At 75.1% G+C, this 19,411-nt stretch carries 22 protein-coding genes, 1 other RNA gene and 1 riboswitch; of the genes, 12 read left to right on the top strand and 11 right to left on the bottom strand.

Annotation, left to right across the window (positions count from 1 at the left end; all coding sequences use genetic code 11):
* Nucleotides 1–56: 56 nt before the first annotated feature.
* From FN207_RS11110 to FN207_RS11100, 3 genes are read right to left on the bottom strand one after another with little or no spacing between them, the layout of a single operon-like run.
* The gene (locus FN207_RS11110) at nucleotides 57–800 is read right to left on the bottom strand and encodes an amino acid ABC transporter ATP-binding protein (RefSeq protein ID WP_142458531.1); all 744 of its coding nucleotides are present in this window, start codon (nucleotides 798–800) and stop codon (nucleotides 57–59) included.
* Nucleotides 797–1,705, bottom strand: coding sequence for an amino acid ABC transporter permease (locus tag FN207_RS11105; RefSeq protein WP_142458530.1), 909 nt, complete (start codon nucleotides 1,703–1,705; stop codon nucleotides 797–799). Before FN207_RS11105 ends, FN207_RS11110 begins: the two co-directional genes overlap by 4 nt.
* Nucleotides 1,666–2,544: an ABC transporter substrate-binding protein gene (locus tag FN207_RS11100; RefSeq protein WP_142458529.1), complete on the bottom strand. Its 879-nt coding sequence runs from the start codon at nucleotides 2,542–2,544 to the stop codon at nucleotides 1,666–1,668. The genes FN207_RS11105 and FN207_RS11100 overlap by 40 nt, the downstream gene beginning before the upstream one ends.
* Before the next feature lie 159 nt (nucleotides 2,545–2,703).
* Here FN207_RS11100 and FN207_RS11095 point away from each other — a divergent pair, with 159 nt between their 5' ends.
* Nucleotides 2,704–3,294, top strand: coding sequence for a dihydrofolate reductase family protein (locus FN207_RS11095; protein ID WP_142458528.1), 591 nt, complete (start codon nucleotides 2,704–2,706; stop codon nucleotides 3,292–3,294).
* Here the strand turns inward: FN207_RS11095 and FN207_RS11090 are convergent.
* Nucleotides 3,291–4,055, bottom strand: a complete 765-nt coding sequence (locus FN207_RS11090; protein WP_142458527.1) for an alpha/beta fold hydrolase — start codon at nucleotides 4,053–4,055, stop codon at nucleotides 3,291–3,293. The two genes, FN207_RS11095 and FN207_RS11090, sit on opposite strands and share 4 nt — an antisense overlap.
* Nucleotides 4,056–4,216: 161 nt before the next feature.
* On the opposite strand from FN207_RS11090, the gene nadA reads away from it, so the two are divergent.
* Complete coding sequence (nadA, locus tag FN207_RS11085; protein ID WP_246065980.1) at nucleotides 4,217–5,248, top strand: quinolinate synthase NadA; 1,032 nt, start codon at nucleotides 4,217–4,219, stop codon at nucleotides 5,246–5,248.
* A 7-nt stretch (nucleotides 5,249–5,255) separates the two neighbouring features.
* Here nadA and FN207_RS11080 read toward each other — a convergent pair whose 3' ends face one another.
* Complete coding sequence (locus FN207_RS11080) at nucleotides 5,256–6,494, bottom strand: SLC13 family permease (RefSeq protein ID WP_142458526.1); 1,239 nt, start codon at nucleotides 6,492–6,494, stop codon at nucleotides 5,256–5,258.
* 4 nt (nucleotides 6,495–6,498) lie between these two features.
* Entirely contained in the window at nucleotides 6,499–7,251 is a 753-nt protein-coding gene (locus FN207_RS11075; protein ID WP_142458525.1) for a sulfite exporter TauE/SafE family protein, read from the bottom strand.
* A 24-nt stretch (nucleotides 7,252–7,275) separates the two neighbouring features.
* On the opposite strand from FN207_RS11075, the gene FN207_RS11070 reads away from it, so the two are divergent.
* Nucleotides 7,276–7,635, top strand: coding sequence for a DoxX family protein (locus FN207_RS11070; RefSeq protein ID WP_142458524.1), 360 nt, complete (start codon nucleotides 7,276–7,278; stop codon nucleotides 7,633–7,635).
* 62 nt (nucleotides 7,636–7,697) lie between these two features.
* Nucleotides 7,698–8,417, top strand: a complete 720-nt coding sequence (locus tag FN207_RS11065) for a PIG-L deacetylase family protein (protein ID WP_142458523.1) — start codon at nucleotides 7,698–7,700, stop codon at nucleotides 8,415–8,417.
* Nucleotides 8,418–8,457: 40 nt separating this feature from the next.
* Here FN207_RS11065 and FN207_RS26255 read toward each other — a convergent pair whose 3' ends face one another.
* Nucleotides 8,458–9,069, bottom strand: coding sequence for a VldE C-terminal domain-containing protein (locus tag FN207_RS26255; protein ID WP_185938283.1), 612 nt, complete (start codon nucleotides 9,067–9,069; stop codon nucleotides 8,458–8,460).
* A gap of 273 nt (nucleotides 9,070–9,342) precedes the next feature.
* A riboswitch (cyclic di-AMP (ydaO/yuaA leader) is annotated at nucleotides 9,343–9,491 on the bottom strand.
* Between the two features lie 127 nt (nucleotides 9,492–9,618).
* On the opposite strand from FN207_RS26255, the gene rnpB reads away from it, so the two are divergent.
* Nucleotides 9,619–10,032: RNase P RNA component class A (gene rnpB / locus FN207_RS11050), an RNA gene on the top strand.
* A gap of 429 nt (nucleotides 10,033–10,461) precedes the next feature.
* On the opposite strand, the gene FN207_RS11045 is transcribed toward rnpB, so the two are convergent.
* Nucleotides 10,462–11,154: an SDR family oxidoreductase gene (locus tag FN207_RS11045; protein WP_142458520.1), complete on the bottom strand. Its 693-nt coding sequence runs from the start codon at nucleotides 11,152–11,154 to the stop codon at nucleotides 10,462–10,464.
* A complete protein-coding gene (locus FN207_RS11040; protein WP_142458519.1) occupies nucleotides 11,154–11,360 on the bottom strand; it encodes a bleomycin resistance protein in 207 nt (68 codons plus the stop codon). Before FN207_RS11040 ends, FN207_RS11045 begins: the two co-directional genes overlap by 1 nt.
* A 292-nt stretch (nucleotides 11,361–11,652) precedes the next feature.
* Between FN207_RS11040 and FN207_RS11035 the strand changes: the two genes are divergently transcribed.
* The 3 genes from FN207_RS11035 to FN207_RS11025 all read left to right on the top strand — a co-directional run bounded on the left by FN207_RS11035 (nucleotide 11,653) and on the right by FN207_RS11025 (nucleotide 13,437).
* On the top strand, nucleotides 11,653–11,892 hold the full coding sequence (locus FN207_RS11035; protein WP_142458518.1) for a hypothetical protein: 240 nt from the start codon (nucleotides 11,653–11,655) through the stop codon (nucleotides 11,890–11,892).
* 346 nt (nucleotides 11,893–12,238) lie between these two features.
* Nucleotides 12,239–12,754 carry a methyltransferase family protein gene (locus FN207_RS11030; protein ID WP_142458517.1) on the top strand — a complete coding sequence of 172 codons (516 nt, stop codon included), beginning with the start codon at nucleotides 12,239–12,241 and terminating at the stop codon, nucleotides 12,752–12,754.
* A gap of 29 nt (nucleotides 12,755–12,783) precedes the next feature.
* Nucleotides 12,784–13,437, top strand: coding sequence for a class I SAM-dependent methyltransferase (locus FN207_RS11025; RefSeq protein WP_221888138.1), 654 nt, complete (start codon nucleotides 12,784–12,786; stop codon nucleotides 13,435–13,437).
* Between the two features lie 31 nt (nucleotides 13,438–13,468).
* On the opposite strand, the gene FN207_RS26250 is transcribed toward FN207_RS11025, so the two are convergent.
* On the bottom strand, nucleotides 13,469–13,618 hold the full coding sequence (locus FN207_RS26250) for a hypothetical protein (RefSeq protein WP_185938282.1): 150 nt from the start codon (nucleotides 13,616–13,618) through the stop codon (nucleotides 13,469–13,471).
* Between the two features lie 175 nt (nucleotides 13,619–13,793).
* Here FN207_RS26250 and FN207_RS11020 point away from each other — a divergent pair, with 175 nt between their 5' ends.
* The 4 genes from FN207_RS11020 to FN207_RS11005 are packed head-to-tail and all read left to right on the top strand — an operon-like array spanning nucleotide 13,794 to nucleotide 16,968.
* Nucleotides 13,794–14,378, top strand: coding sequence for a dihydrofolate reductase family protein (locus FN207_RS11020; RefSeq protein WP_142458515.1), 585 nt, complete (start codon nucleotides 13,794–13,796; stop codon nucleotides 14,376–14,378).
* A 21-nt stretch (nucleotides 14,379–14,399) separates the two neighbouring features.
* The gene (locus FN207_RS11015) at nucleotides 14,400–15,350 is read left to right on the top strand and encodes an alpha/beta hydrolase (RefSeq protein ID WP_142458514.1); all 951 of its coding nucleotides are present in this window, start codon (nucleotides 14,400–14,402) and stop codon (nucleotides 15,348–15,350) included.
* A 51-nt stretch (nucleotides 15,351–15,401) separates the two neighbouring features.
* Nucleotides 15,402–16,097, top strand: coding sequence for a VOC family protein (locus tag FN207_RS11010; RefSeq protein WP_142458513.1), 696 nt, complete (start codon nucleotides 15,402–15,404; stop codon nucleotides 16,095–16,097).
* 16 nt (nucleotides 16,098–16,113) lie between these two features.
* On the top strand, nucleotides 16,114–16,968 hold the full coding sequence (locus FN207_RS11005; protein WP_246065977.1) for a nucleoside hydrolase: 855 nt from the start codon (nucleotides 16,114–16,116) through the stop codon (nucleotides 16,966–16,968).
* Between the two features lie 37 nt (nucleotides 16,969–17,005).
* On the opposite strand, the gene FN207_RS11000 is transcribed toward FN207_RS11005, so the two are convergent.
* On the bottom strand, nucleotides 17,006–19,408 hold the full coding sequence (locus FN207_RS11000; RefSeq protein ID WP_142458512.1) for a 3-keto-alpha-glucoside-1,2-lyase-like domain-containing protein: 2,403 nt from the start codon (nucleotides 19,406–19,408) through the stop codon (nucleotides 17,006–17,008).
* Nucleotides 19,409–19,411: the final 3 nt, after the last annotated feature.

Genomic DNA, 19,411 nt, shown 5'->3' with positions numbered 1-19,411 from the left:
ATCTCGCACGTCCGAGGTGCCCCTCGCGTGCGAGATCGCGTGATCTCGGCCGGGGGCTACAGCCGGCCGGCGTCGATCACGCGGGCCAGGAACTGCCGCGTGCGCGCGTGCTGCGGTTCGCCGAGCACCTGCGCCGGCGGGCCGGACTCCAGCAGCACCCCGCCGTCGAGGAAGGCCACCGTGTCGGCCACCTGGCGGGCGAAGCCCATCTCGTGGGTGGCCATCACGATCGTCATGCCCTGCGCCGCCACCTCGCGCACGAGCGCGAGCACCTCGCCGACGAGTTCGGGGTCCAGCGCGCTGGTGACCTCGTCGAGCAGCAGCACCCGCGGGCGGACGGCGAGCGCGCGCACGATCGCCACCCGCTGCTGCTGCCCGCCGGAGAGCCGGTCGGGGTACTCGCCGGCCTTGTCGGCCAGGCCGATGCGCGCCAGCAGCCCCCGCGCCTCCTCGACCGCCTCGGCGCGCGGCCGGCCGTGCACCGCGGTGGGCGCGAGCGTCACGTTGTCGAGCACGGACAGGTGCGGGAAGAGGTTGTAGGCCTGGAAGACGACGCCCATCCGGCGGCGCACCCGGTCGGCGTCGACCCGCGGGTCGGTGACGTCCTCGCCGTCGAGGAGCACCTGCCCGTCGTCGACGGTCTCCAGCAGCGCGGCGCAGCGCAGCAGCGTCGACTTGCCCGAGCCCGAGCCGCCGATCAGCGCGACCACCCGGTGCTCGTCGACGGCGAGGTCCACCCCGCGCAGCACCACGTTGTCGCCGAACGCCTTCACGATCCCGCGCAGCTCGAGAACGTTCACAGCAGGCTCCCGCTCTGCTGGCGCCGGCGGGCGCGGGCGGTGACGGCGTCGGCCAGGCGGGCCGAGGGGACGGCGAGCAGCACGAACAGCAGCCCGGCGACGACGTAGGGCGTGAAGTTGAAGCTCTGCCCGACCTGGATCTGCGCCGAGCGCACCGCGTCGACGGCGCCCAGCACCGAGATCAGCCCGACGTCCTTCTGCAGCGCGACGAAGTCGTTGAGCAGCGCCGGCGTGACCGTGCGCAGCGCCTGCGGCAGCACGACGATCCGCATCGTCTGGCGGTGGGTGAGCCCCAGCGAGCGGGCCGCGGCGCGCTGGCTGGGGTGCACCGACTCGATGCCGGCGCGGAACACCTCGGCCACGTACGCGGAGTAGACGAGCACGATCGCCGCCGTCCCCAGGACGAACGGCGACGTCGGCACGCCCTGCAGGCCCAGCGCCGGGAACCCGAAGCCGACCAGGTACAGCACGATGATCAGCGGCATCCCGCGGAACAGGTCGACGTAGGCCGTGGCCAGGAAGCGCAGCGGCGCGAGGGCCGGCCCGCGCAGAGTGCGCAGCGCCGCGATGCCCAGGCCGACCACGAGCACCAGCAGCCCGCCCACGACGAGCACCTGCAGGTTGACCAGCAGCCCGCGGGCGATCTCCGGCAGCGACTCCAGCGCCACCGACGCCGAGAAGAACGTGGTCTGCACCCGGGGCCAGCCCGGCGACCGGGTGACCGCCAGGTAGGCGACGACGGCGAACAGCAGCGTGGAGGCGAGCGCGACCAGCGTCGAGCGCCGGGCCCGGCTGCGGCGCCAGGCCCGGCGGGAGAGCTCGAGCTCGCTGGGCGGCGGCAGTGCGCCGCCGGTGACGACGGTGCTCAGGACAGGACGGGCGCGTCGGCGACGTCGGAGAGCCACTGCTGCTCGAGCTCGTCGAGCGTGCCGTCCTCGCGCAGCGCGTCGACGGCCTGGCTGACGCAGTCGGTGAGCGGGCTGTCCTTGGCCAGCAGCAGGCCGAACTGGTCGCCACCCTCCCCGGAGTCCTCGACCTGGCCGACGATCACGCCGTTGTCCAGCTCGGCCGCGGTGATGAAGAAGGCCGTCGGCAGGTCGACGACGATCCCATCGACCTGGCCGTTCTGCAGCGCGAGCTTGGCGTCGTCGTTGGTGTTGAACACGACCGGCTGCTCCTCGGGCGCGATGACGTCGGTGAGGACGTCGAGGCTCGTCGTCGCCACCTGGGCGCCCAGACGCAGGTTCTGCAGGTCCGCGATGCTGGTGGCGCCGTCGGCCGCCGAGCCCGCGGTGGTGATGACCGCCTGGCTCACCGTGTAGTACGGCGAGGAGAAGTCGACGGCCTGCCGCCGCTCCTCGGTGATGGAGAACTGGTTGACGTCGAAGTCGAAGGGCCGGGCGCCGGGCTGGATGGCGGCGTTGAACGGCACCCGCGTCCAGGTGACGTCGTCCTCGGCGTAGCCCAGCTGCTCGGCGACGGCGTAGGCGACGGCGGACTCGAAGCCCTCGCCGTTCTCGGGGGCGTCGTCGACGAACCACGGCTCGTAGGCCGGCTCGTCGGTGGCGATGGTGAGCGTGCCCGGCTCGAGGGTGTCGAGCTCGTCGGGCGTGCAGGCGCCGGTGGCCGAGGAACCGCCGCCGGTGGTGGAGCCGGCGTCGGTCGACTCCTCCTGCGGCGCGCAGGCCGTGAGGGCCAGGGCGGCGGTGGCGGCGAGGACGAGGGGGAGCGGACGACGGCGCATCGAGGAGTCCCTTGCTGGGTCGGATCGGCGCGGAGATCGTAGTGCCGGGCCCGGTGTGTCCGGCCTCACGCGCGGTGTTCAACCGGTGAGTTGAGCACGCGGGGCCGGTCTCTCCTGGCGGACGGTTCCACCGGGGAGCCGGCATCGAGGAGGTGCGCCATGGGCGCTGTGGTGGTGTTCGCGGCGGTGTCGCTGGACGGGTACGTGGGCCGGGACGACGACATGCCGGGACCGCTGTTCGACTGGTACGGCAACGGCGACGTCGAGATGTCGTTCAGCGACCGCGACCGGCCCTTCCGCGTCACGCAGGCGACTGCGGACTTCATGCGGCCCTTCGCCGAGCGGGCCGGCGTCATGGTGTGCGGGCGCCGGCTGTTCGACCTCACCAACGGCTGGGAGGGCGTGCCGCCCAACGGCGAGCACGTCGTCGTCGTGACCCACCGGCCGGCCGACGACTGGCCGCACCGGGGGACCGCGCCGTTCAGCTTCGCGCCCGACGTCCGCACCGGGATCGAGCGGGCGAGGGAGCTCGCCGGAGACCGGGACGTCACGGTGAGTGCCGGGGACGTCGGCGGGCAGGCGCTGCGGGCCGGATTGGTCGACCGGGTCGTGCTGGCGCTGGTGCCGGTCGTGCTGGGCTCGGGGAAGCCGTTCTTCGGCGCCGGCGGGCCGCCGGAGATCGCGTTCGAGGACCCGCAGGTGGTCCAGGGCAGCCGGGTGACGCACCTGGTCTACGACGTGCGTCGCTAGACCGCGGCGCGGTCCTCCGCGCGCGCCCACAGCCGGTGCAGCGCCCGGGCCACACGGGCGGGTTCGGCGACGTGCGACGTGCGCAGGTGGTGCACGCCCTCGAAGCACTCGACCTCGACGTCGGGCAGGCGGGCCGCCAGCCGGGCGGCCATCGCCTCCCAGCGGGCGTTGCTCAGGCTCCCGTAGCTGACGTACACGGGGCCGGGGAACCGCGCCAGGGCCGCCTGGTCGACGCGGTGGTCGCTGATCGCGGTTGCGAACGCCGCGAGCCCCGCCGGACGCGACTCCATGCCCGGTGGTGGCGGCCCCGCGGGCGGTAGGGGCAGCTCGACCCCCGGGCGGACCAGCGAGCGGGCGAACACCTGCATGCGCTGCGGTGGCGGCAGGTCGGCGAGGTCGCCGTCCCACTGGGCGTCCAGCAGCTCCCGGTCCTCGTCGGTGAAGTCGGTGGCGGGCTCGTCGAGGGCGAGGCTGAGCACCCGGTCGGGGGCCCGGGCGGCGAGGGCGAGGGCGATCGACCCGCCGGCCGAGTGCCCGTACACGTGGAAGCGGTCGAGGCCGCGTGCGTCGGCGAGGGCCAGCACCCCGGCCACCTCGGTGTCCACGCCGTAACCCGCCGGGACGTCGGGGCCCGCGTAGACCTCGAGGTCCTTCGGCCAGGCGGGCCGGCGGTCGATCGCCTGCAGGAGCGGCGCGTAGCGCGCACCGGCCGGCTGGAGGATCCCGGGGAGGAGGACGACGGGAGCCGGCTGTGCGCACATCGCGACGCCTCTCGACGCGGGCCCGGTCAGCGGCCACGCTAGCGACGGCGACCGCTCCCGGGAAGGGCGAGGACGGGGACGGCGTTGTACCGGGCACCCTGCTCCCGCCGTGCCCGGCGGAGCGGGGACGATGAGCCTCCCGCCTGTCCCCGAGGAGCCCCGTGACCGCGACCATCGCGCCCGCCACCCCCGCCGTCGTCGGCGACGAGCGCACCCTGTCGCCCGCCGAGTACGAGACCTGGGCCGCCGAGGTCCGCCGGCTGGCCGAGGAGCGGGGCGCGGTCGTGCTCGCGCACAACTACCAGGTGCCCGAGATCCAGGACGTCGCCCACTTCACCGGCGACTCGCTCTACCTGTCGCGGGTCGCCGCGCAGACCGACGCCCGCGAGATCGTCTTCTGCGGCGTCCACTTCATGGCCGAGACGGCGAAGATCCTCTCGCCGGACAAGACCGTGCTGCTGCCCGACCACGCCGCCGGCTGCTCGCTGGCCGACTCGATCACCGCCGAGCAGCTGCGCGAGTGGAAGGCCGAGCACCCGGGCGCCGTCGTCGTCAGCTACGTGAACACCACCGCCGCGGTGAAGGCCGAGACCGACATCTGTTGCACGTCGTCGAACGCCGCCGATGTCATCCGCTCCATCCCGGCCGACCGCGAGATCCTCTTCTGTCCGGACCAGTTCCTCGGCGCGCACGTCAAGCGCGTGACCGGCCGGGAGAACATCCACGTGTGGGCGGGGGAGTGCCACGTGCACGCCGGCATCAGCCCGGCCGACGTCCGCGCCCAGGTGGCCGCGCACCCGGACGCGGAGATCCTCGTGCACCCCGAGTGCGGCTGCACCACCTCGGTGCTCGACCTGGTCAGCCACGGCGACCTGCCCGCCGACCGCACCCGTGTGCTGTCCACCGGCGGGATGGTCGAGGAGGCGGCGCGGACGACGTCGGGCCAGGTCCTGGTGGCCACCGAGATCGGCATCCTGCACCAGCTGCGGTCGCTGAACTCCGGGACGGCGTTCATCCCGATGAACGAGCGGGCGGCCTGCCGCTACATGAAGATGATCACCCCGGCCAAGCTGCTGCACACGCTGCGCACCGGCGAGGGCGCGATCGACGTCGACCCCGAGACCGCCACCCGCGCCCGCCGCGCCGTGGAGGCGATGGTCGCCATCGGCGAGCCCGGCCGCGGCGGCGAGTGAGGCGCCGCTAGACCTGGAGTGAGATCCAGAGGGCGACGGTGGCCGCGAGCAGCGTGAGCGGCACCGTCGCCAGGCCGACGGCGCTGAACCGCGCCGCCGTCGGTGCCTGCGTGCCGAGCGCCCGCCGCCACAGCAGGTTGGCCAGCGACCCGACGTAGGTCAGGTTCGGGCCGATGTTCACGCCGACCAGCACGGCCAGCACCGCGCCGGGCCCGACGGCGACGGCCACCGGCAGCAGCGCCAGCGTGGCCGGCAGGTTGTTCACGACGTTGGCGAGCACCGCGGCGACGACGGCCACGGTCAGCAGCGCGAGCAGGCCCTCGCCGTCGGGCAGCAGCCGGGCCAGCCCGGTCTCGAGCCCGGCGTCGAGCACCGCCGACACCACCACCGCCAGGCCGCAGACGAACGCCGCGAACGGCAGGTCCGCGGCGGTGACCAGCTCGCCGCCGCGCACGCGTCCGGTGGCCAGCTGCCGCCCGGCGAGGACCGCGGTGCCCGCTGCCACGGCCCACACCGGCGAGAGCCCGGCGGACGAGGCCAGCGCCGCGCCCGCCGCGCTCAGCCCGACCACCGCCAGGCCCAGCCGCGGCGGCGGGGGCACCTCGGTGACCGGCGCGGGCACCGGCCGGTCGAGGTCGGCGCGGAACACCCGGCGCAGCACCAGGTACTCGACGGCCACCGCGGCCACCTGCGGGAGCAGCATCAGGCCGGCGAAGTGCAGGAAGGTCAGCCCGGTGGCGGCGAAGGCCAGCAGGTTGGTCAGGTTGGAGATCGGCAGCAGCAGCGACGCCGAGTTGGCCAGGTGCCCGGTGACGACGGCGTGCGGCCGGGCCGGGACCCGCATCCGCGCCGCGGTGGCGAGCACGACCGGGGTGAGCAGGACGGCGGTGGCGTCGATGCTCAGCACCGCCGTCACCCCGGCCGCCAGGACGACCACCCGCCGCAGCAGCGCGTGCGGGGACCGGCCGGCCCGCCGCGCGGTGGCCGCGGCCGCCCAGCGGAACACGCCCTCGCGCGCGGCGCAGTCGGCGAGCACCAGGACGACGACGAGGAAGGCCACCGTGGGCAGCACCTCGCGCACCGCCGTCTCGGCCGCGGGGAAGCCCACCGCGCCGACCAGCACGAGGTAGACCGCGCCGGTCAGCGCCACCGCCGACGGCGGGACCCGGTGGCCGGTCGCCGTCGCGGAGACCAGCGTCGCCCCGAGCACGACGGCCGAGACGCCGAGCGCGAGCGGGTCGACCACCCGCTCAGATCCGGGTGAACAGGTAGATCGACACCGCGACGCCGAAGACGACGATGAGCACCCGCAGCGGCGTCGCGGGGATGCGGCTGGCGATCCGGGCGCCGGCGAACCCGCCGACCAGGCTGGCCGGCGCCGCGACGGCGACCACCTGCCAGTCGACCGGCCCGAAGAAGCCGAAGACGACCAGCGTCACCGTCGCCGTCACCGCGGACAGCGCCGACTTCAGCGCGTTGGCCAGCTGCAGCCGGTGCAGCGCGGTGCCGAGGACGCCGACCAGGATCACGCCGAGCGCCCCGCCGAAGTAGCCGCCGTAGACGGTGGCGAGGAACAGCGCGAGGTAGAGCCACCAGGGATCGCGGGCGGTGGCGTCGTCGCGGTCGCGCAGCCGGCGGGTCAGCAGCGGCTGGAGGGCCAGCAGGAGGCTGGCCAGCAGCACGAGCACCGGGACGACGACGTCGAAGGCCTCGCTCGGCGTGGTCAGCAGCAGCACGCTGCCGGCGGTGCCGCCGAGGACGGCCACCGCGCCGAGGCGCGCCATCCGCCCGCCCTGCCCGACGTACTCGCGGCGGAACCCGGCCATCCCGCCGAGGTAGCCGGGCCACTGCGCCACCGAGTTCGTGACGTTGGCCGCCACCGTCGGCAGGCCCAGCGCGACGAGGGTGGGGAAGAGGATCAGCGACCCGCCGCCGGCGATGGAGTTGATGACGCCCGCGCCCAGCGACACCGCGGCCGCGATGAGCAGGTCGGCGGCTGACACGGAGCGGCAGCCTACGGTGACGCCATGCGCCTCCCCGCCCCGGCGACCTGGCTGGCCGCCGCCCTCGGCGGCTCCGGCGTGCTGCACCTCGTGCGGCCGCGGACCTTCGAGTGGCTGGTCCCGCCCGAGCTCGGCGACGCCCGGACGTGGGTCCTGGGCAGCGGCGTGGCCGAGGTCGCCACGGCCGCGCTGCTGAGCGCGCCGCCGACGCGGCGGGCCGGGGGATGGGCGGCCGCCGGGCTACTGACGTCGTTCGTGCCGGCGCACCTGCACCAGTTCCGCGTGGCCCGCGGGAACCCGGTGGCGACGGCCGTGGCGGTGCTGCGGCTGCCGATGCAGGCGCCGATGATCGCCGCCGCGCTGCGGGTGGCCCGCGGGCGCTGAGGGGTCGGCGACTGCGCGTCCCGAGCCCGCCGCCGCGCGCCGACGCCGGGCACACTGCCGGCATGGCCGAACCGCTGCCCGACGACTGGGAGCGCGCGCTGGTCGTCGTCGCCCACCCCGACGACGTGGAGTACGGGTGCGCGGCCGCCGTCGCCGCCTGGACCGCGGCCGGGCGCGACGTCCGGTACGTGCTGGCCACCAGCGGCGAGGCCGGCATCGCCGGGCTGCCGCCGGAGGAGGCCGGGCCGCTGCGCGAGCGCGAGCAGCGCGCCGCGGCCGCGGAGGTGGGCGTCTCGGTGGTCGAGTTCCTCGGCCACCCCGACGGCCGGCTCGTCGAGGGGCTGGACCTGCGCCGGTCGCTCGCGGCGGCGATCCGGCGGCACCGGCCGCAGCTGGTCGTGACCATGCACCACGGGGACACGTGGACGCCGCCGGGCTCGGCGGTCGGCTACTGGAACAGCGCCGACCACCGGGCGCTGGGCCGCTGCACGATCGACGCCGTCGGCGACGCCGCCAACGAGTGGATCTTCCCCGAGCTCGCCGCCCAGGAGCCGTGGCGGGGCGTGCGCTGGACCGCCGTCTCCACGCCGGTGGGCGTGACGCACACCGTCGACGTCACCGACGTCGTGGACCGTGCGGTGGCCTCCCTGGCCGAGCACCGCCGTTACCTCGAGGCGCTGTCGGACGACCCGGTCGAGCAGCAGGCACGCCGGCAGGTCGACATGGCGACCCCCGAGGTGGACGGCCGGCGGGTGACCGGCTTCGCCCTCTACGTGGGCTGAGGGGACGCGGCCCCGGGGACCGGGGCCGCGTCCCGGTCGATCAGGGGTTGAAGCTGACGTGCACGTGGTCGTAGTGGTTGGCGGTGACCGACCCGCGGTCCTCCATCGCGCGCCAGCCGGAGCCGCCGATGATGAAGATCCGCTGCTTCCAGATGACGTACTCGACGTTCAGCCGCGCGGCGTTGTCGATGACGTACTGGGCGACGGCGTCGCCCTTGGCGGAGTCGGCGTAGACCATGAAGTCCGCGGCCAGCTGCTGGGTGGGCGAGTGCCCGGGCCGGGTGAGGACCGTGGACACCCCGAAGGTCTGCGTGACCTCCGCGACGACCGGGCGGACGTGGGCGGCCCAGGCGCTGTAGGCGGTCGAGGTCGACGTCGGCTTGCCGGTGAGGTCGGTGGACACCGCGACCACCGCGGTGGCGGCCGCCGCCGCCGGAGCCGCCGCTGCCGGGGCCGCCGCTGCGGCCGGAGCCGCGGCTGCCGGGGCCGCATCCCCGCCGCCGTTGGACCAGCCGTTCGACCGGTCGTGGCGGGGGCCGTCCCAGCGGCCCTCGGCCTGGGCGACCGACTGCCCGGCGAGACCGAAGGTGAGGGCGAGGACGCCGACCGTGGCGGTGCGGCGGAGGGTGCGGGATGAGCTGTACGAAGGCATGACGAGGAGAGCTCCTGACGTCGGTTCCGCGCGGCGCCGCCGTGTGCTCGGCGGTCACCGTCACGTGAGTGGGGCGCGAGCCCCCGGGTGGGTGGCCGGACAGGGGACGACCGGGCGGCGGGCACCTGCTGGAGGGCAGGCCGACGCGGGAACGGTCGCGGTCCGGCACGGGATGCGCGGCGACCGGCGTACGTGCGCGGGTCGCGGCGTCCGTCTCTGAGGGGGTGCGGGCGCGCCAGGGCAAGCGCCTACGGCGCACCCCGTTGCGGTTCTCCGTTCTCCCATGGCCGCCTACCGGGTCAGCTGACGGGTTCGGGCGGGGAATCGCCCTACCCGCTCCCTCGGGAGCGGGACTCACCCCAGTGGTTCGGTGGGTCCCCGGCTCGGGGCCACGGATGGCCTCGACTCGGCGGCATCCGGCGCGGCTCCCCCCGGGTGGAGGCGGTGACGACCGACCGGACGCGGCAACCGTAGGTGGGTTGTGGACGCCTCACAACGCGGACCGGATAGTTCCGCAGGAAAGGACCCGTAGACTGCGGGTACGACGGACGAGTCGGCTGGGCGGTCGCGTCGGCGGGGGAGACCCCGTCGCCGAGGAACGTCCGGGCTCCACAGGGCAGGGTGGTCGCTAACAGCGACCCGGGGTGACCCGCGGGACAGTGCCACAGAGAACAGACCGCCGGCGGTGCCTCTCCGGAGACACGGCCGGTGAGGGTGAAACGGTGGTGTAAGAGACCACCAGCGCACCGGGTGACCGGTGCGGCTCGGTAAACCCCACCCGGAGCAAGGTCGAGAAGGGACGGCGGGAACGTCGTCCTGCGCAGGCGTTCGAGGGCTGCCCGCCCGAGCCTGCGGGTGGACCGCTCGAGCCCGCCGGCAACGGCGGGCCTAGATGGATGACCGCCCATCGGGAGGCCGCGAGGCGCCCGAGGACAGAACCCGGCGTACAGGCCGACTCGTCCGTCGCCTCACCACACTCCGGTCAGGGCACGACCCACCTCGGCTGGCAGAGACCCCCTGTCGAGAGGTCCCCCTGCGCAAGGCCAGGGAGCGGCCAGGAAGATCCCCAGGCTCGACTCCTGCGGCGGAGACCACCCGCCAGCCGACCGTCCGGCGCACGACGTCGGCCAGCAGGGCGCTCGTGCCCACCCCGGCTCCCCCACGCAGCACGAGGACCCGGCTGCTACCGGTGACGACGTCGGTCACGAGCCGGTCGAGGACCTTGCGCTCCCGGCGGCGGCCCAGCAGCGGCCCGGCCTGCCTTCGACTGCCATCGACGACCTCCCCGGGTGCGCCACATCGTCGATGGCGGGCGACGCGCCGGGCGAGTGTCGGATGACGCAACTGCGATGAGCGCGTCGTTCAGGGACGACGCGCGCGGGGGAGGAGCGCTCAGACGCGCCGACCGCCACCGTCCACGTCGTAGGTGGCGCCGGTGACCGGAACGCACATGAGGTGTACCGCCAGGGGGGCGACGTCGGCGGGCCGGACCACCCGGGCGACCTGCCGGGTCGCCCCGGGATCGCTCGGGTGCTCGGCCAGCGTCGTGCCGAGCAGACGTGCCGACAGCGGTCGGTCGACGTCCAGACCGGAACCGATGAGGTTGACCCGGATCGGCGCGACCTCGAGCGCGAGACCGGTGATCAGGGCGTGCCGGGCCGCAGCCAGGGCGCTGGTGAGGGTGAGTCCCGGCCCCGGCCTGCCGGCAGCGGAGCCACCGACGAACAGGAGCGTCCCTCCCGGCCGGACCCTGCCGACGGCGGAGCGGGCGACACGGATCGGCAGCCACAGGTGCTCCTGGACGTCCCGCTCCGCCCGGGTGAAGTCGAACTCGGCCAACGGTGCCAGGTAGGGGTCCGTCCCGGTGACCAGCACGTGGTCGATCGGCAGAGGGAGAGCATCGAAGACGCGGTCCAGCTCGGCGGGATCGACGCCCTCCAAGCCGGGGTGGACGACGCGTGCGCCCGCGGCTCGGACGCGCTGCTCGATCGCCCGGCCGGTGGCCGAGTCCTCGCCGATGAGGAGGACGGTCTGGCCGTCCAGGTCCGGGCGGCTCGGGGTCCCGGCGGGGGCCGGCTGCACCATCACGGGTCACCGCCCCCCGATCCGCGGGCCCCCGCGGCCCGGCTCCCGGCGTTGGCGGCGGCCTGGGCCGGGGTGCGGCCTTCCTCGCGGGCGACGATGTAGAGGGCGTACCAGTCCGCCCAGTGGTGAGGCGGCGCCGTGGCCTCGTATGCCCCGTGGTGCTCCTCGGCCTCCCGGAGCAGGCCGGCCAGGGTCGTGACCTCCATCGGATCCTCCCGACTGGGGCGAAGCCGGACCGACGTCACTGTGCCAGCACGATGCCCGCCGGGTAAGGGTCGCGCCCGCCGCGGGGCGGTCGCACCCGTGAATCGCCCCGGCCGGCCCCGGGTCCCACGAGGACCCCGCACGGCCCGGCCCTCGCCCCGGTGGCGCCCGGCAGCGGCACCGGTCGCCTCTCGGCGTGCACTCCTCCCAGGTACCCGGACCGGGGCGCGACCCCGGGCGCGACGGGCACCGGGGACCAGCACCCTCGACCGTGTTCCCCCGACGGACAGCCGTGTGACGACCCGACGACGGTCTGGATCGTCCAGCCGGCGCCGGGCGCGGCAACCGGGCTACTTCGCCATCGTCAACGCCGCGACCGGCGACTCCGACCGTCCCTTCGCGATGCACCTGACGCGCAACGACGTCGTCCGCGGCGATCCCGAGCTGCAGATGCAGCTCCGCCGGCTGCAGTACCGCACCTCCGACGGGACGCTGCCGGCGAGGCAGGTCTGGGGCGCGGTCTTCAAGCCGTAGGGCACGACGCCCTGGCCCGCGCAGCGGCTCTCCGCAGGTACACCCAACGGCTGTGCACCAGGCACGGGTCGTGATGCAACGAGGTCATCGGCAGCTCCTCGACGCCCCCCTCACCGCACTCGGACCGGCGCAGCTCCACGCCGCGTTGCGCAAGGACCCGGTGGTCTGGCCCTGGCCGGGGGCCGCACTGCACGGGCAGGCAGGCACAGGCGTCCTCCTGACCGAGGGCGACGGCCACGCCTCCGGGCGGCGGGGCAGCCCGGACGTGACGACAGCGCCGTGGCGGTTGTGTGTCGTCAGCCGGTGGACGAGCCTGTCCTCGCGCGGCGGCGCGCGGGAGGCTCGGATGCGCACGCTCTCGGCAGCAGGCACGACGGCGCTGTTCTTCGCCGCGGCACCCGGCGTCGTCGCCGGGGTGGTGCCGTGGGCCCTGACCGGCTGGCGCCTGGCCGGCGACGTGCCCACCGGGCTGCGCTGGGTCGGCGGCGCGGTGACGGGCGTGGCCGCGGTGCTGCTCGTCTCCTCCTTCGCCCGCTTCGTCGTCGAGGGCTCGGGCACGCCGGCACCGGCGGCGCCGACCGAACGCCTGGTCGTCGGTGGCCTCTACCGCTACGTGCGCAACCCGATGTACCTGGCCGTGCTCTCGGCCATCCTCGGCCAGGCACTGCTCCTCGGGCAGGCGGTCCTCGTGCCGTACGCCGCCGTCGTCTGGGTCGCCGTCGCGTCCTTCGTCCGCTGGTACGAGGAGCCGACGCTGCGCGAGCGCTTCGGTCCGGCCTACGACGACTACCGGGCATCGGTGCCGGGATGGCTCCCGCGGCTCCCGTCGCGGTCCGGGCCGCTCGGACACGGCAGCCGCTGAGGCCCGGGTGCGGGACCTACTGTCCCGGCGTGCGACGGAGCATCGACCGGCCCGCGGACCTCGACGTCGTCCGGGCCTCCTACGACCGGGTCGCCGACGGCTACGTCGCGATGGGAGCCGGCCGGCTCGACGCCCACCCGTGGCTGCGGGCCGCCCTGGGCGCCTTCGCCGAGGACGTGCGGGAGCGGGGCCCGGTGCTGGACGTGGGCTGCGGGCCCGGCCACGTGACGGCCCACCTGGCGCAGCTCGGAGTCGACGTCGCGGGCGTCGACCTGTCGCCGGCGATGGTGGCGCAGGCGCGCCGGCTGCACCCGGGGCTGCGGTTCGACGTCGCCTCGGCCACCGAGCTGGCGCTGGAGGACGCGTCGCTGGGCGGCGTGCTGGGCTGGTGGTCGCTGTTCAACCTCCCGCGCGACGTGCTGCCCGACGTGCTGCGGTCCTTCGCCGACGCGCTAGTGCCCGGTGGTCAGGTACTGGTCGGCACGCACGTGGGGGAGGGGGACCTGGTGCGCACCGAGGCCTACGGCGGCGTGCCGGTGACCTGGACGACGCACCTCTGGCTGCCCGAGCAGGTCGCCGGGATGCTGACCGACGCGGGTCTCGAGCCCGTCGCCGAGCTGAGGCTGCCAGCGGGGGTGTCCGCCCACCCGCAAGTACTGCTCGCCGCGCGGCGACCGGGCTGACTCGCGACAGGGGGGCGCGGTGCCCGCATGCTCAGGACTTCTTCCCGCCCTTCTTCCCGCCCTTCTTGCCCAGCTCGCTCTGCGCGGCCGAGCTCTTCCGGGGGTTCTTCTTCCCCTCCTTCTCCGCCTTGGCGTTCGCCTTCTTCGCGGTGGCGCTGCCCTTGCCGCTCTTCTCCGCCATGCCGACCTCCCGCTCGAGGGTCGCCGTCCGGGGCCGGACGGCCGGGCGCTGCCACTACCCCGGGCAGGCCGGCCGGAACGTCGCGGTACCGGAAGCCCGCCGATCGGACGGCGATGAGTCCCGCCGCGGTCACCGGTCTCAAGGTCAGCCGACCGAGCACCCCGAGGAGAGCGCCGTGACCGCGACCTACACCTTCGACGTCTTCTGCAGCCTCGACGGCTTCGGCTCCTACGGCGAGGGCGGCGACTGGGGCGGGTACTGGGGCAAGCAGGGCCCCGAGTTCCTCGAGCGCCGCCTCGCCTCGTACGACCACGAGCAGCGGATGGTCCTCGGCGCGAACACGTTCCGGGACTTCGTGCAGATGCTCGACCCGCTCACCGAGGACTCCGCGGTCACCGACCCGGTCAACACCCGCATGAGGACCATGCCGACGACGGTGGTGTCGACGACGCTCGAGGGCCCCCTCGACTGGCCCAACGCGACGCTGGAGCACGGCGACGCCGTCGACGTCGTCGCCCGCCTCAAGGCAGAGTCCGACGTGCCGCTGCGCTCGCACGGCAGCCTGTCGATGAACCGGGCGCTGATGGCCGCCGGGCTGGTCGACCGCGTCCAGGTGTCGGTCTTCCCCGTCATCACCGGCCGCACCGGCGTGGACCCGATCTTCGCGGGCGCGGCCGACTTCGACCTGGAGCTGCTCGAGGCCCGGACGCTCGACGGCCGCATCCAGGAGCTCGTCTACCGGCCCACCCTGCACGGCTGAGCCGGACGGACGGGGGAGCGCGTGCAGGTCGGACTGGAGAGCCTGGTCCCCGAGGGGCTGGCGCAGCACGTGCCGGAGAGCCGGGCGTTCTACGCCGCGCGCGGCGAGCGACGAGGGCCCGCGTCCCTCGAGGAGCTCCGGGAGGCACGCGCCCAGCAGGTCCCGCCTGCGCTCCCCGCGGAGGTCGTCGTCGACCCGTCCGGACGAGAGGTCCCGGTGCGGATCTCGCTGCCCGGCAGCTCGGCGGTGCGCGGCGTGTACCTCGACGTCCCCGGTGGCGGCTTCTCCCTCGGGGCCACGGCGGGCGGGGACGCGCGCGACGCGGCCCTCGCCGAGGCACTCGGGATCGCCGTCGTCGGCGTGGAGCACCGGCTCGCGCCCGAGGACCCCTGGCCGGCCGCGCCCGACGACTGCGAGGCCGCCGCGCTCTGGCTCCTCGACGCCGCCGGGGCCCGGTTCGGCACCACCGCGCTGGCGATCGGCGGCACGTCGGCCGGCGCCACGCTCGCGGTGACCACGCTGCTCCGGCTCCGGGACCGGGGCCTGGCCGACCGCTTCGCCGGCGCCGTCCTGCAGTTCGGGACCTACGACCTGAGCGGCCGGACCCCGGCGGGCCGGCGGATCGCCGACGAGTACTTCCTCGAGGCCTACGTCGGACACGTGGCCGACCGCACCGTCCCCGACGTGTCGCCCGTCTTCGGCGACCTGCACGGTCTGCCGCCGGCACTGCTCGTCGTGGGGGCGCTGGACGTCCTGCTCGAGGACAATCTGGTCATGGCGGCCCGGCTCGCCGCGGCGGGAGTCGACGTCGACCTCCGCGTCTACCCGGAGTCGCCGCACGGCTTCACCGGCCACCCGACCGGCATGGCACGGGCCGCGCTCGACGACCGGGACGCCTGGCTCGCCGAGCGCCTCGGTGCCGCCCGGCCGACGACCGGAACCGCGTTGCACCCCGCTCCGCGGACGCCCTAGCGTCGCTGCGCTGCCCGCGCCCCGGGACAGCGGACCGGAGATGGGGAGCCCATGGCCTGTGACCTCGCCGCCCTCACCGTCGCCGCGCTCGACCCGCAGCGGCTCGCGCGCTTCTGGGCCGGCGTCCTGGGCTGGGATCCCGCCGACGGCGCGACGCTCGTGCCGACCGACGACACCGGCTTCCGGCTCCGGTTCGTGCAGGCGCAGGAGCCGAAGACCGGCCAGAACCGCATGCACTTCGACCTGACCAGCACGTCGCTGGAGGACCAGGAGCGGACGGTGGCGCAGGCGCTGGACCTGGGCGGCCGGCACGTCGACGTCGGTCAGCTCCCCGAGGAGGACCACGTGGTGCTCGGCGACCCGGAGGGCAACGAGTTCTGCGTCGTCGGGCCCGACAACAGCTTCCTCGCCGACTGCGGCTTCGTCGGCGCGCTGGCGTGCGACGGGTCGCAGGCGGTCGGGTACTTCTGGAGCCGGGCGCTGGGCTGGCCGCTGGTGTGGGACCAGGACGAGGAGACGGCGATCCGCTCGCCGCACGGCGGCCCGAAGGTCACCTGGGGCGGGCCGCCCTTTCCCCCGTCGTCGGACACGGACCGCTGGCGCTTCGACCTCGCGGCCGACGGCGACCCGGAGGCCGAGGTGGAGCGGCTGGTCGCGCTCGGGGCGACCCGGGTGGGCACCGACGGCGACGGGCGGGTGCTGATGACCGATCCCGACGGCACCGGGTACGCACTGTCCAGCCGCTGATCCCCGGGAGGACCCCGTGCCGGCACGCACGCACCTGCCCGTCGCCGCCCGGTGCCGGGTGGTCGTCGACAACGACTGGGCGGGGGACCCCGACGGTCTCGTCGCGCTGGCCCACCACCTGCTGTCCCCGGCCAACCGGGTGACGGCGGTGACGAGTTCCTTCCTCAACCCGGTGTTCGGCGAGGTCGACGGCACCGCCGCGCGCGGCGCCGCCATGGCACAGGAGCTCGTCGACCTCGTCGGCGGGACGCAGCGGCCGCCGGTCCACACCGGGACCGAGGCGGCCGTCGGGACGGCGGACGGCCGGTCGGCGGCGTCGGAGGCGATCGTCGCCGAGGCCCGCCGCGACGACGACCTGCCGCTGTTCCTGGTGTGCGCCGGCCCGCTGACCAACGTCGCCGCGGCGCTGGAGGCGGCCCCGGGGATCGCCGCCCGCCTCACCCTGGTGTGGGTCGGCGGGTCCCTCGACCCGGAGGCGTACGAGTACAACCGGGACACCGACCCGCGGGCCGCCGAGCAGGTCCTCGGCCGGAACGACCGCGCCGTCCGGCAGTTCCCGCTGGAGACCTACCGGCGCTGCGCGTACTCCGTCGCCGAGCTCGAGCACGACCTCGCCGGCAGCGGCCGGGTCGGGTCGTGGCTGTGGCAGCGCTTCCTCGAGCTGCCCCTGCCCGACTGGATTCCCCTCGGCGGCATGTGGCCGCTGGGCGACAGCCCACCCGTCCTCGTCACCGCCCTGGGCGAGGAGTCGAGCACGTGGACGACGACCGGCTCCCCGCAGCGCCGCGTCTACACCGACGTCGACGTCCGGCTCCTGTTCGGCGACATGCTCGCCCGCCTGCGCCTCCACGAGCGCACCGCCACGTCCTGAGCGCCCCGCCCCGCCCCACGCCGACCAGCGGGCCGCCTCAGGCCGGCGTCCGACCGCGGCGGACGCACAGGTCGCGGAACTGGACCCTGCTCGGCTGCCCGTGGACCTGGAGCGCGAAGAACCCCTGGCGCCGCCGGGTGCTCGTGTGGTCGGTGACCGGCGTCCCGTTGAGGGTGACCGCGATCCTCGGTCCCGAGGTCTCGACGAGGAAGGTGTTCCACCGTCCCGGCGGACGGGCCGCGCACGCGGTCGGGCCCTGCAGTCCGTAGACGGCCCCCGTGACGTGGACGGCCTGCCCGGGCGGGGTGCCCGCACCGAGGTCGTCGATCTGGATCTCGTTGCCCTGCTCGTCGGCCCGGCCCAGCGGGTCGGGCCCGCCCGGGCCGGGCGTGCGGACGAAGACCCCGGAGTTGTCGCCGCGGGCCAGCTCCCGCCACTCGATCCAGAAGGCGGCGTCGGCGAACTCCTCCGCCACGTAGTAGTAGAGGCCGTAGCCGCCTCCGGTCTCCAGCAGCCCTCCCAGGTGCCACATCGCGGGGGAGGTCCCCGGACGCGCCACCAGCGCCCAGTCGGCGGGGTCGCGCGACAGCGGCTCGAACCCGGGCGGCGGGGCGGCGGTCCGGTCCTCGACGAGGAGCTCGGCCGTGCGCCGGGCGAGCGCCAGTCCGGTCAGGGCCGGGTTGGCCGAGCCGAGCGTGGGGAAGACCGCCGGCCCGACGACCTGCACGTTCGACAGCCCGTGGAGCCGGCCGCGGGCGTCGGTGACGGACGCACCCGGGTCGCCCATGGGCATCGTGCCGGCCTCGTGGTGCGTCGTCCCCAGGCCGTCCTGCCACCAGCTGCGGCCGGTCGCCGACGGCGCGGGACGCTCACCGGCGAACGGCCCGCCGCGCGTCTGCAGGTACTCCAGGCTGGCCGCCGCCGCTGACGGCCCCCCGGCGAGGACGGCGGCGAGGTCGAAGGCGGCCCGGTCCATCTCCCGCCAGAGCGTCTCGTCCGCCGGCGTCGTCGTGAGGTGGACGTAGGCCCGGCGCTGCCCGTGCTCGTCGGTCTCGGGGCTGAGGTCGATCCAGCTCCTCGCCGGGTCGGGCGGGGTGCTCCGGTCGCCCTCCATCTCGCCCATGCACCGGAACACGAGGGTGATCCACTCCGGGTCCTGGTTGGCGCGGATCTGCGCGAGCTGGTCGATGTCCGGGACCAGCTGCCACACGTTGCGCTCGGGGTCGATCCCGCCCACGGCGGCCGCGGAGACCTGCAGGTGGAACTGGCGGCCGGCGGAGCCCTGGCCGCGGACGAGGAACGCGGTCGTCTCCACGTCCGGGGGTGGTCCGGGGGGCAGCCCGAGGGCCGCCCGCCGGACGCGGACGGTGATGTTGCTCCGCAGGTGCACCGTCAGGTTGCCCAGCCGCGGCGAGTCCGGATCGGCCGTCCGGTCCCCGATCCCCAGGGAGTCCAGCACCAGCCGGGTGGCCTCGACGGTGCCGTTGGCGAGGACCACCGTGCTCCCGGCCGCCACCGGCACGTGGACCGGGTCCGGGCGTCCCTCCAGGGCCACGTCGAGACCCGTGACCGTCTCCCCGTCACGGCGGAGGCGGAGGACGTGTGCGCGGGGCACGACGAACAGCCGCCGGGAGACGTCGCCCTGCCCGGTGTTCTCGGCGGCGTCGTTGCGGACGGCGTCGATGAGGAAGGGAGCCGACGAGAACTTGTCGTAGGCGAACAGGCCCGACGCCGGTGCGGAGCCGACCACGGCGAGCGGTGCCTCCTCCACCGTCGCGAGGCCCGGTACGCCCCCGACGGCGACCCGGAGCGCGGTGAGGAGGTCGTCGTGGAAGCTCGTCGCCAGCATGTAGTCGCAGGCGGGCACGGTGCCGATCTCGACCTCGGTGCGGTCGTACCCGCCGTGCTCGGCCAGGTACTCCCGCACCTCGGCCGGCCACTGCTGCAGGTCGGTCCCGGTGAGACGCGGCGACCAGCCGCCCCAGAACAGGGAGCGCCCGCCCAGGCAGAGGGCCAGCCCCGGGGAGGGTTCGTTGCTGATCCACGGCAGGCCCCACACGACGTTGTGCACGCCGGTGCCGTCGTCCCGGGTCCGGGCGTACCGCGGTCCGCCGAGGGAGCCGCCCAGCCGCTGCGGCAGGTTCTGGACGTGCACCGGCAGGAGCATCGCCCCGGCGTCCAGGACCAGGACGCGCAGGCCGGCGTCCGTGCCGAGCCGGTAGAGCTTCTCCGCGCAGTAGCCGCCGAACATCCCCGCACCGACCACGACGACGTCGAAGGGGAACGCGCCGTCGGCGAGGCTCGCCTCCACCTCGTCCCAGCTGTTGCACACGAAGCGTCCGAGCACGTCGTGGCTGAAGGCGGTCTGCTGGACCTGCACCCGGTCCCCGGCGTCGGTCGCCGGCAGCAGGCGCGGCAGGTCGGGCGGCTTCCCGGACATCTG

Source organism: Geodermatophilus aquaeductus, assembly GCF_900182545.1.
GTDB classification, from domain to species: domain Bacteria; phylum Actinomycetota; class Actinomycetes; order Mycobacteriales; family Geodermatophilaceae; genus Geodermatophilus; species Geodermatophilus aquaeductus.
Note: the sequence above shows the minus strand (reverse complement) of the source record. Positions and strands in the feature narration are given on the sequence as shown.

Bases quoted from the DNA above. Each gene is read 5' to 3' on its own strand.
- FN207_RS11000 (WP_142458512.1), bottom strand. From the start codon at position 19,408: ATGTCCGGGAAGCCGCCCGACCTGCCGCGCCTGCTGCCGGCGACCGAC.
- FN207_RS11065 (WP_142458523.1), top strand. From the start codon at position 7,698: ATGGCCGAACCGCTGCCCGACGACTGGGAGCGCGCGCTGGTCGTCGTC.
- FN207_RS11030 (WP_142458517.1), top strand. From the start codon at position 12,239: ATGCGCACGCTCTCGGCAGCAGGCACGACGGCGCTGTTCTTCGCCGCG.
- FN207_RS11040 (WP_142458519.1), bottom strand. From the start codon at position 11,360: ATGGAGGTCACGACCCTGGCCGGCCTGCTCCGGGAGGCCGAGGAGCAC.
- FN207_RS11010 (WP_142458513.1), top strand. From the start codon at position 15,402: ATGGCCTGTGACCTCGCCGCCCTCACCGTCGCCGCGCTCGACCCGCAG.
- FN207_RS11045 (WP_142458520.1), bottom strand. From the start codon at position 11,154: ATGGTGCAGCCGGCCCCCGCCGGGACCCCGAGCCGCCCGGACCTGGAC.
- FN207_RS26250 (WP_185938282.1), bottom strand. From the start codon at position 13,618: ATGGCGGAGAAGAGCGGCAAGGGCAGCGCCACCGCGAAGAAGGCGAAC.
- FN207_RS11100 (WP_142458529.1), bottom strand. From the start codon at position 2,544: ATGCGCCGTCGTCCGCTCCCCCTCGTCCTCGCCGCCACCGCCGCCCTG.
- FN207_RS11090 (WP_142458527.1), bottom strand. From the start codon at position 4,055: ATGTGCGCACAGCCGGCTCCCGTCGTCCTCCTCCCCGGGATCCTCCAG.
- FN207_RS11070 (WP_142458524.1), top strand. From the start codon at position 7,276: ATGCGCCTCCCCGCCCCGGCGACCTGGCTGGCCGCCGCCCTCGGCGGC.
- FN207_RS11095 (WP_142458528.1), top strand. From the start codon at position 2,704: ATGGGCGCTGTGGTGGTGTTCGCGGCGGTGTCGCTGGACGGGTACGTG.
- FN207_RS26255 (WP_185938283.1), bottom strand. From the start codon at position 9,069: ATGCCTTCGTACAGCTCATCCCGCACCCTCCGCCGCACCGCCACGGTC.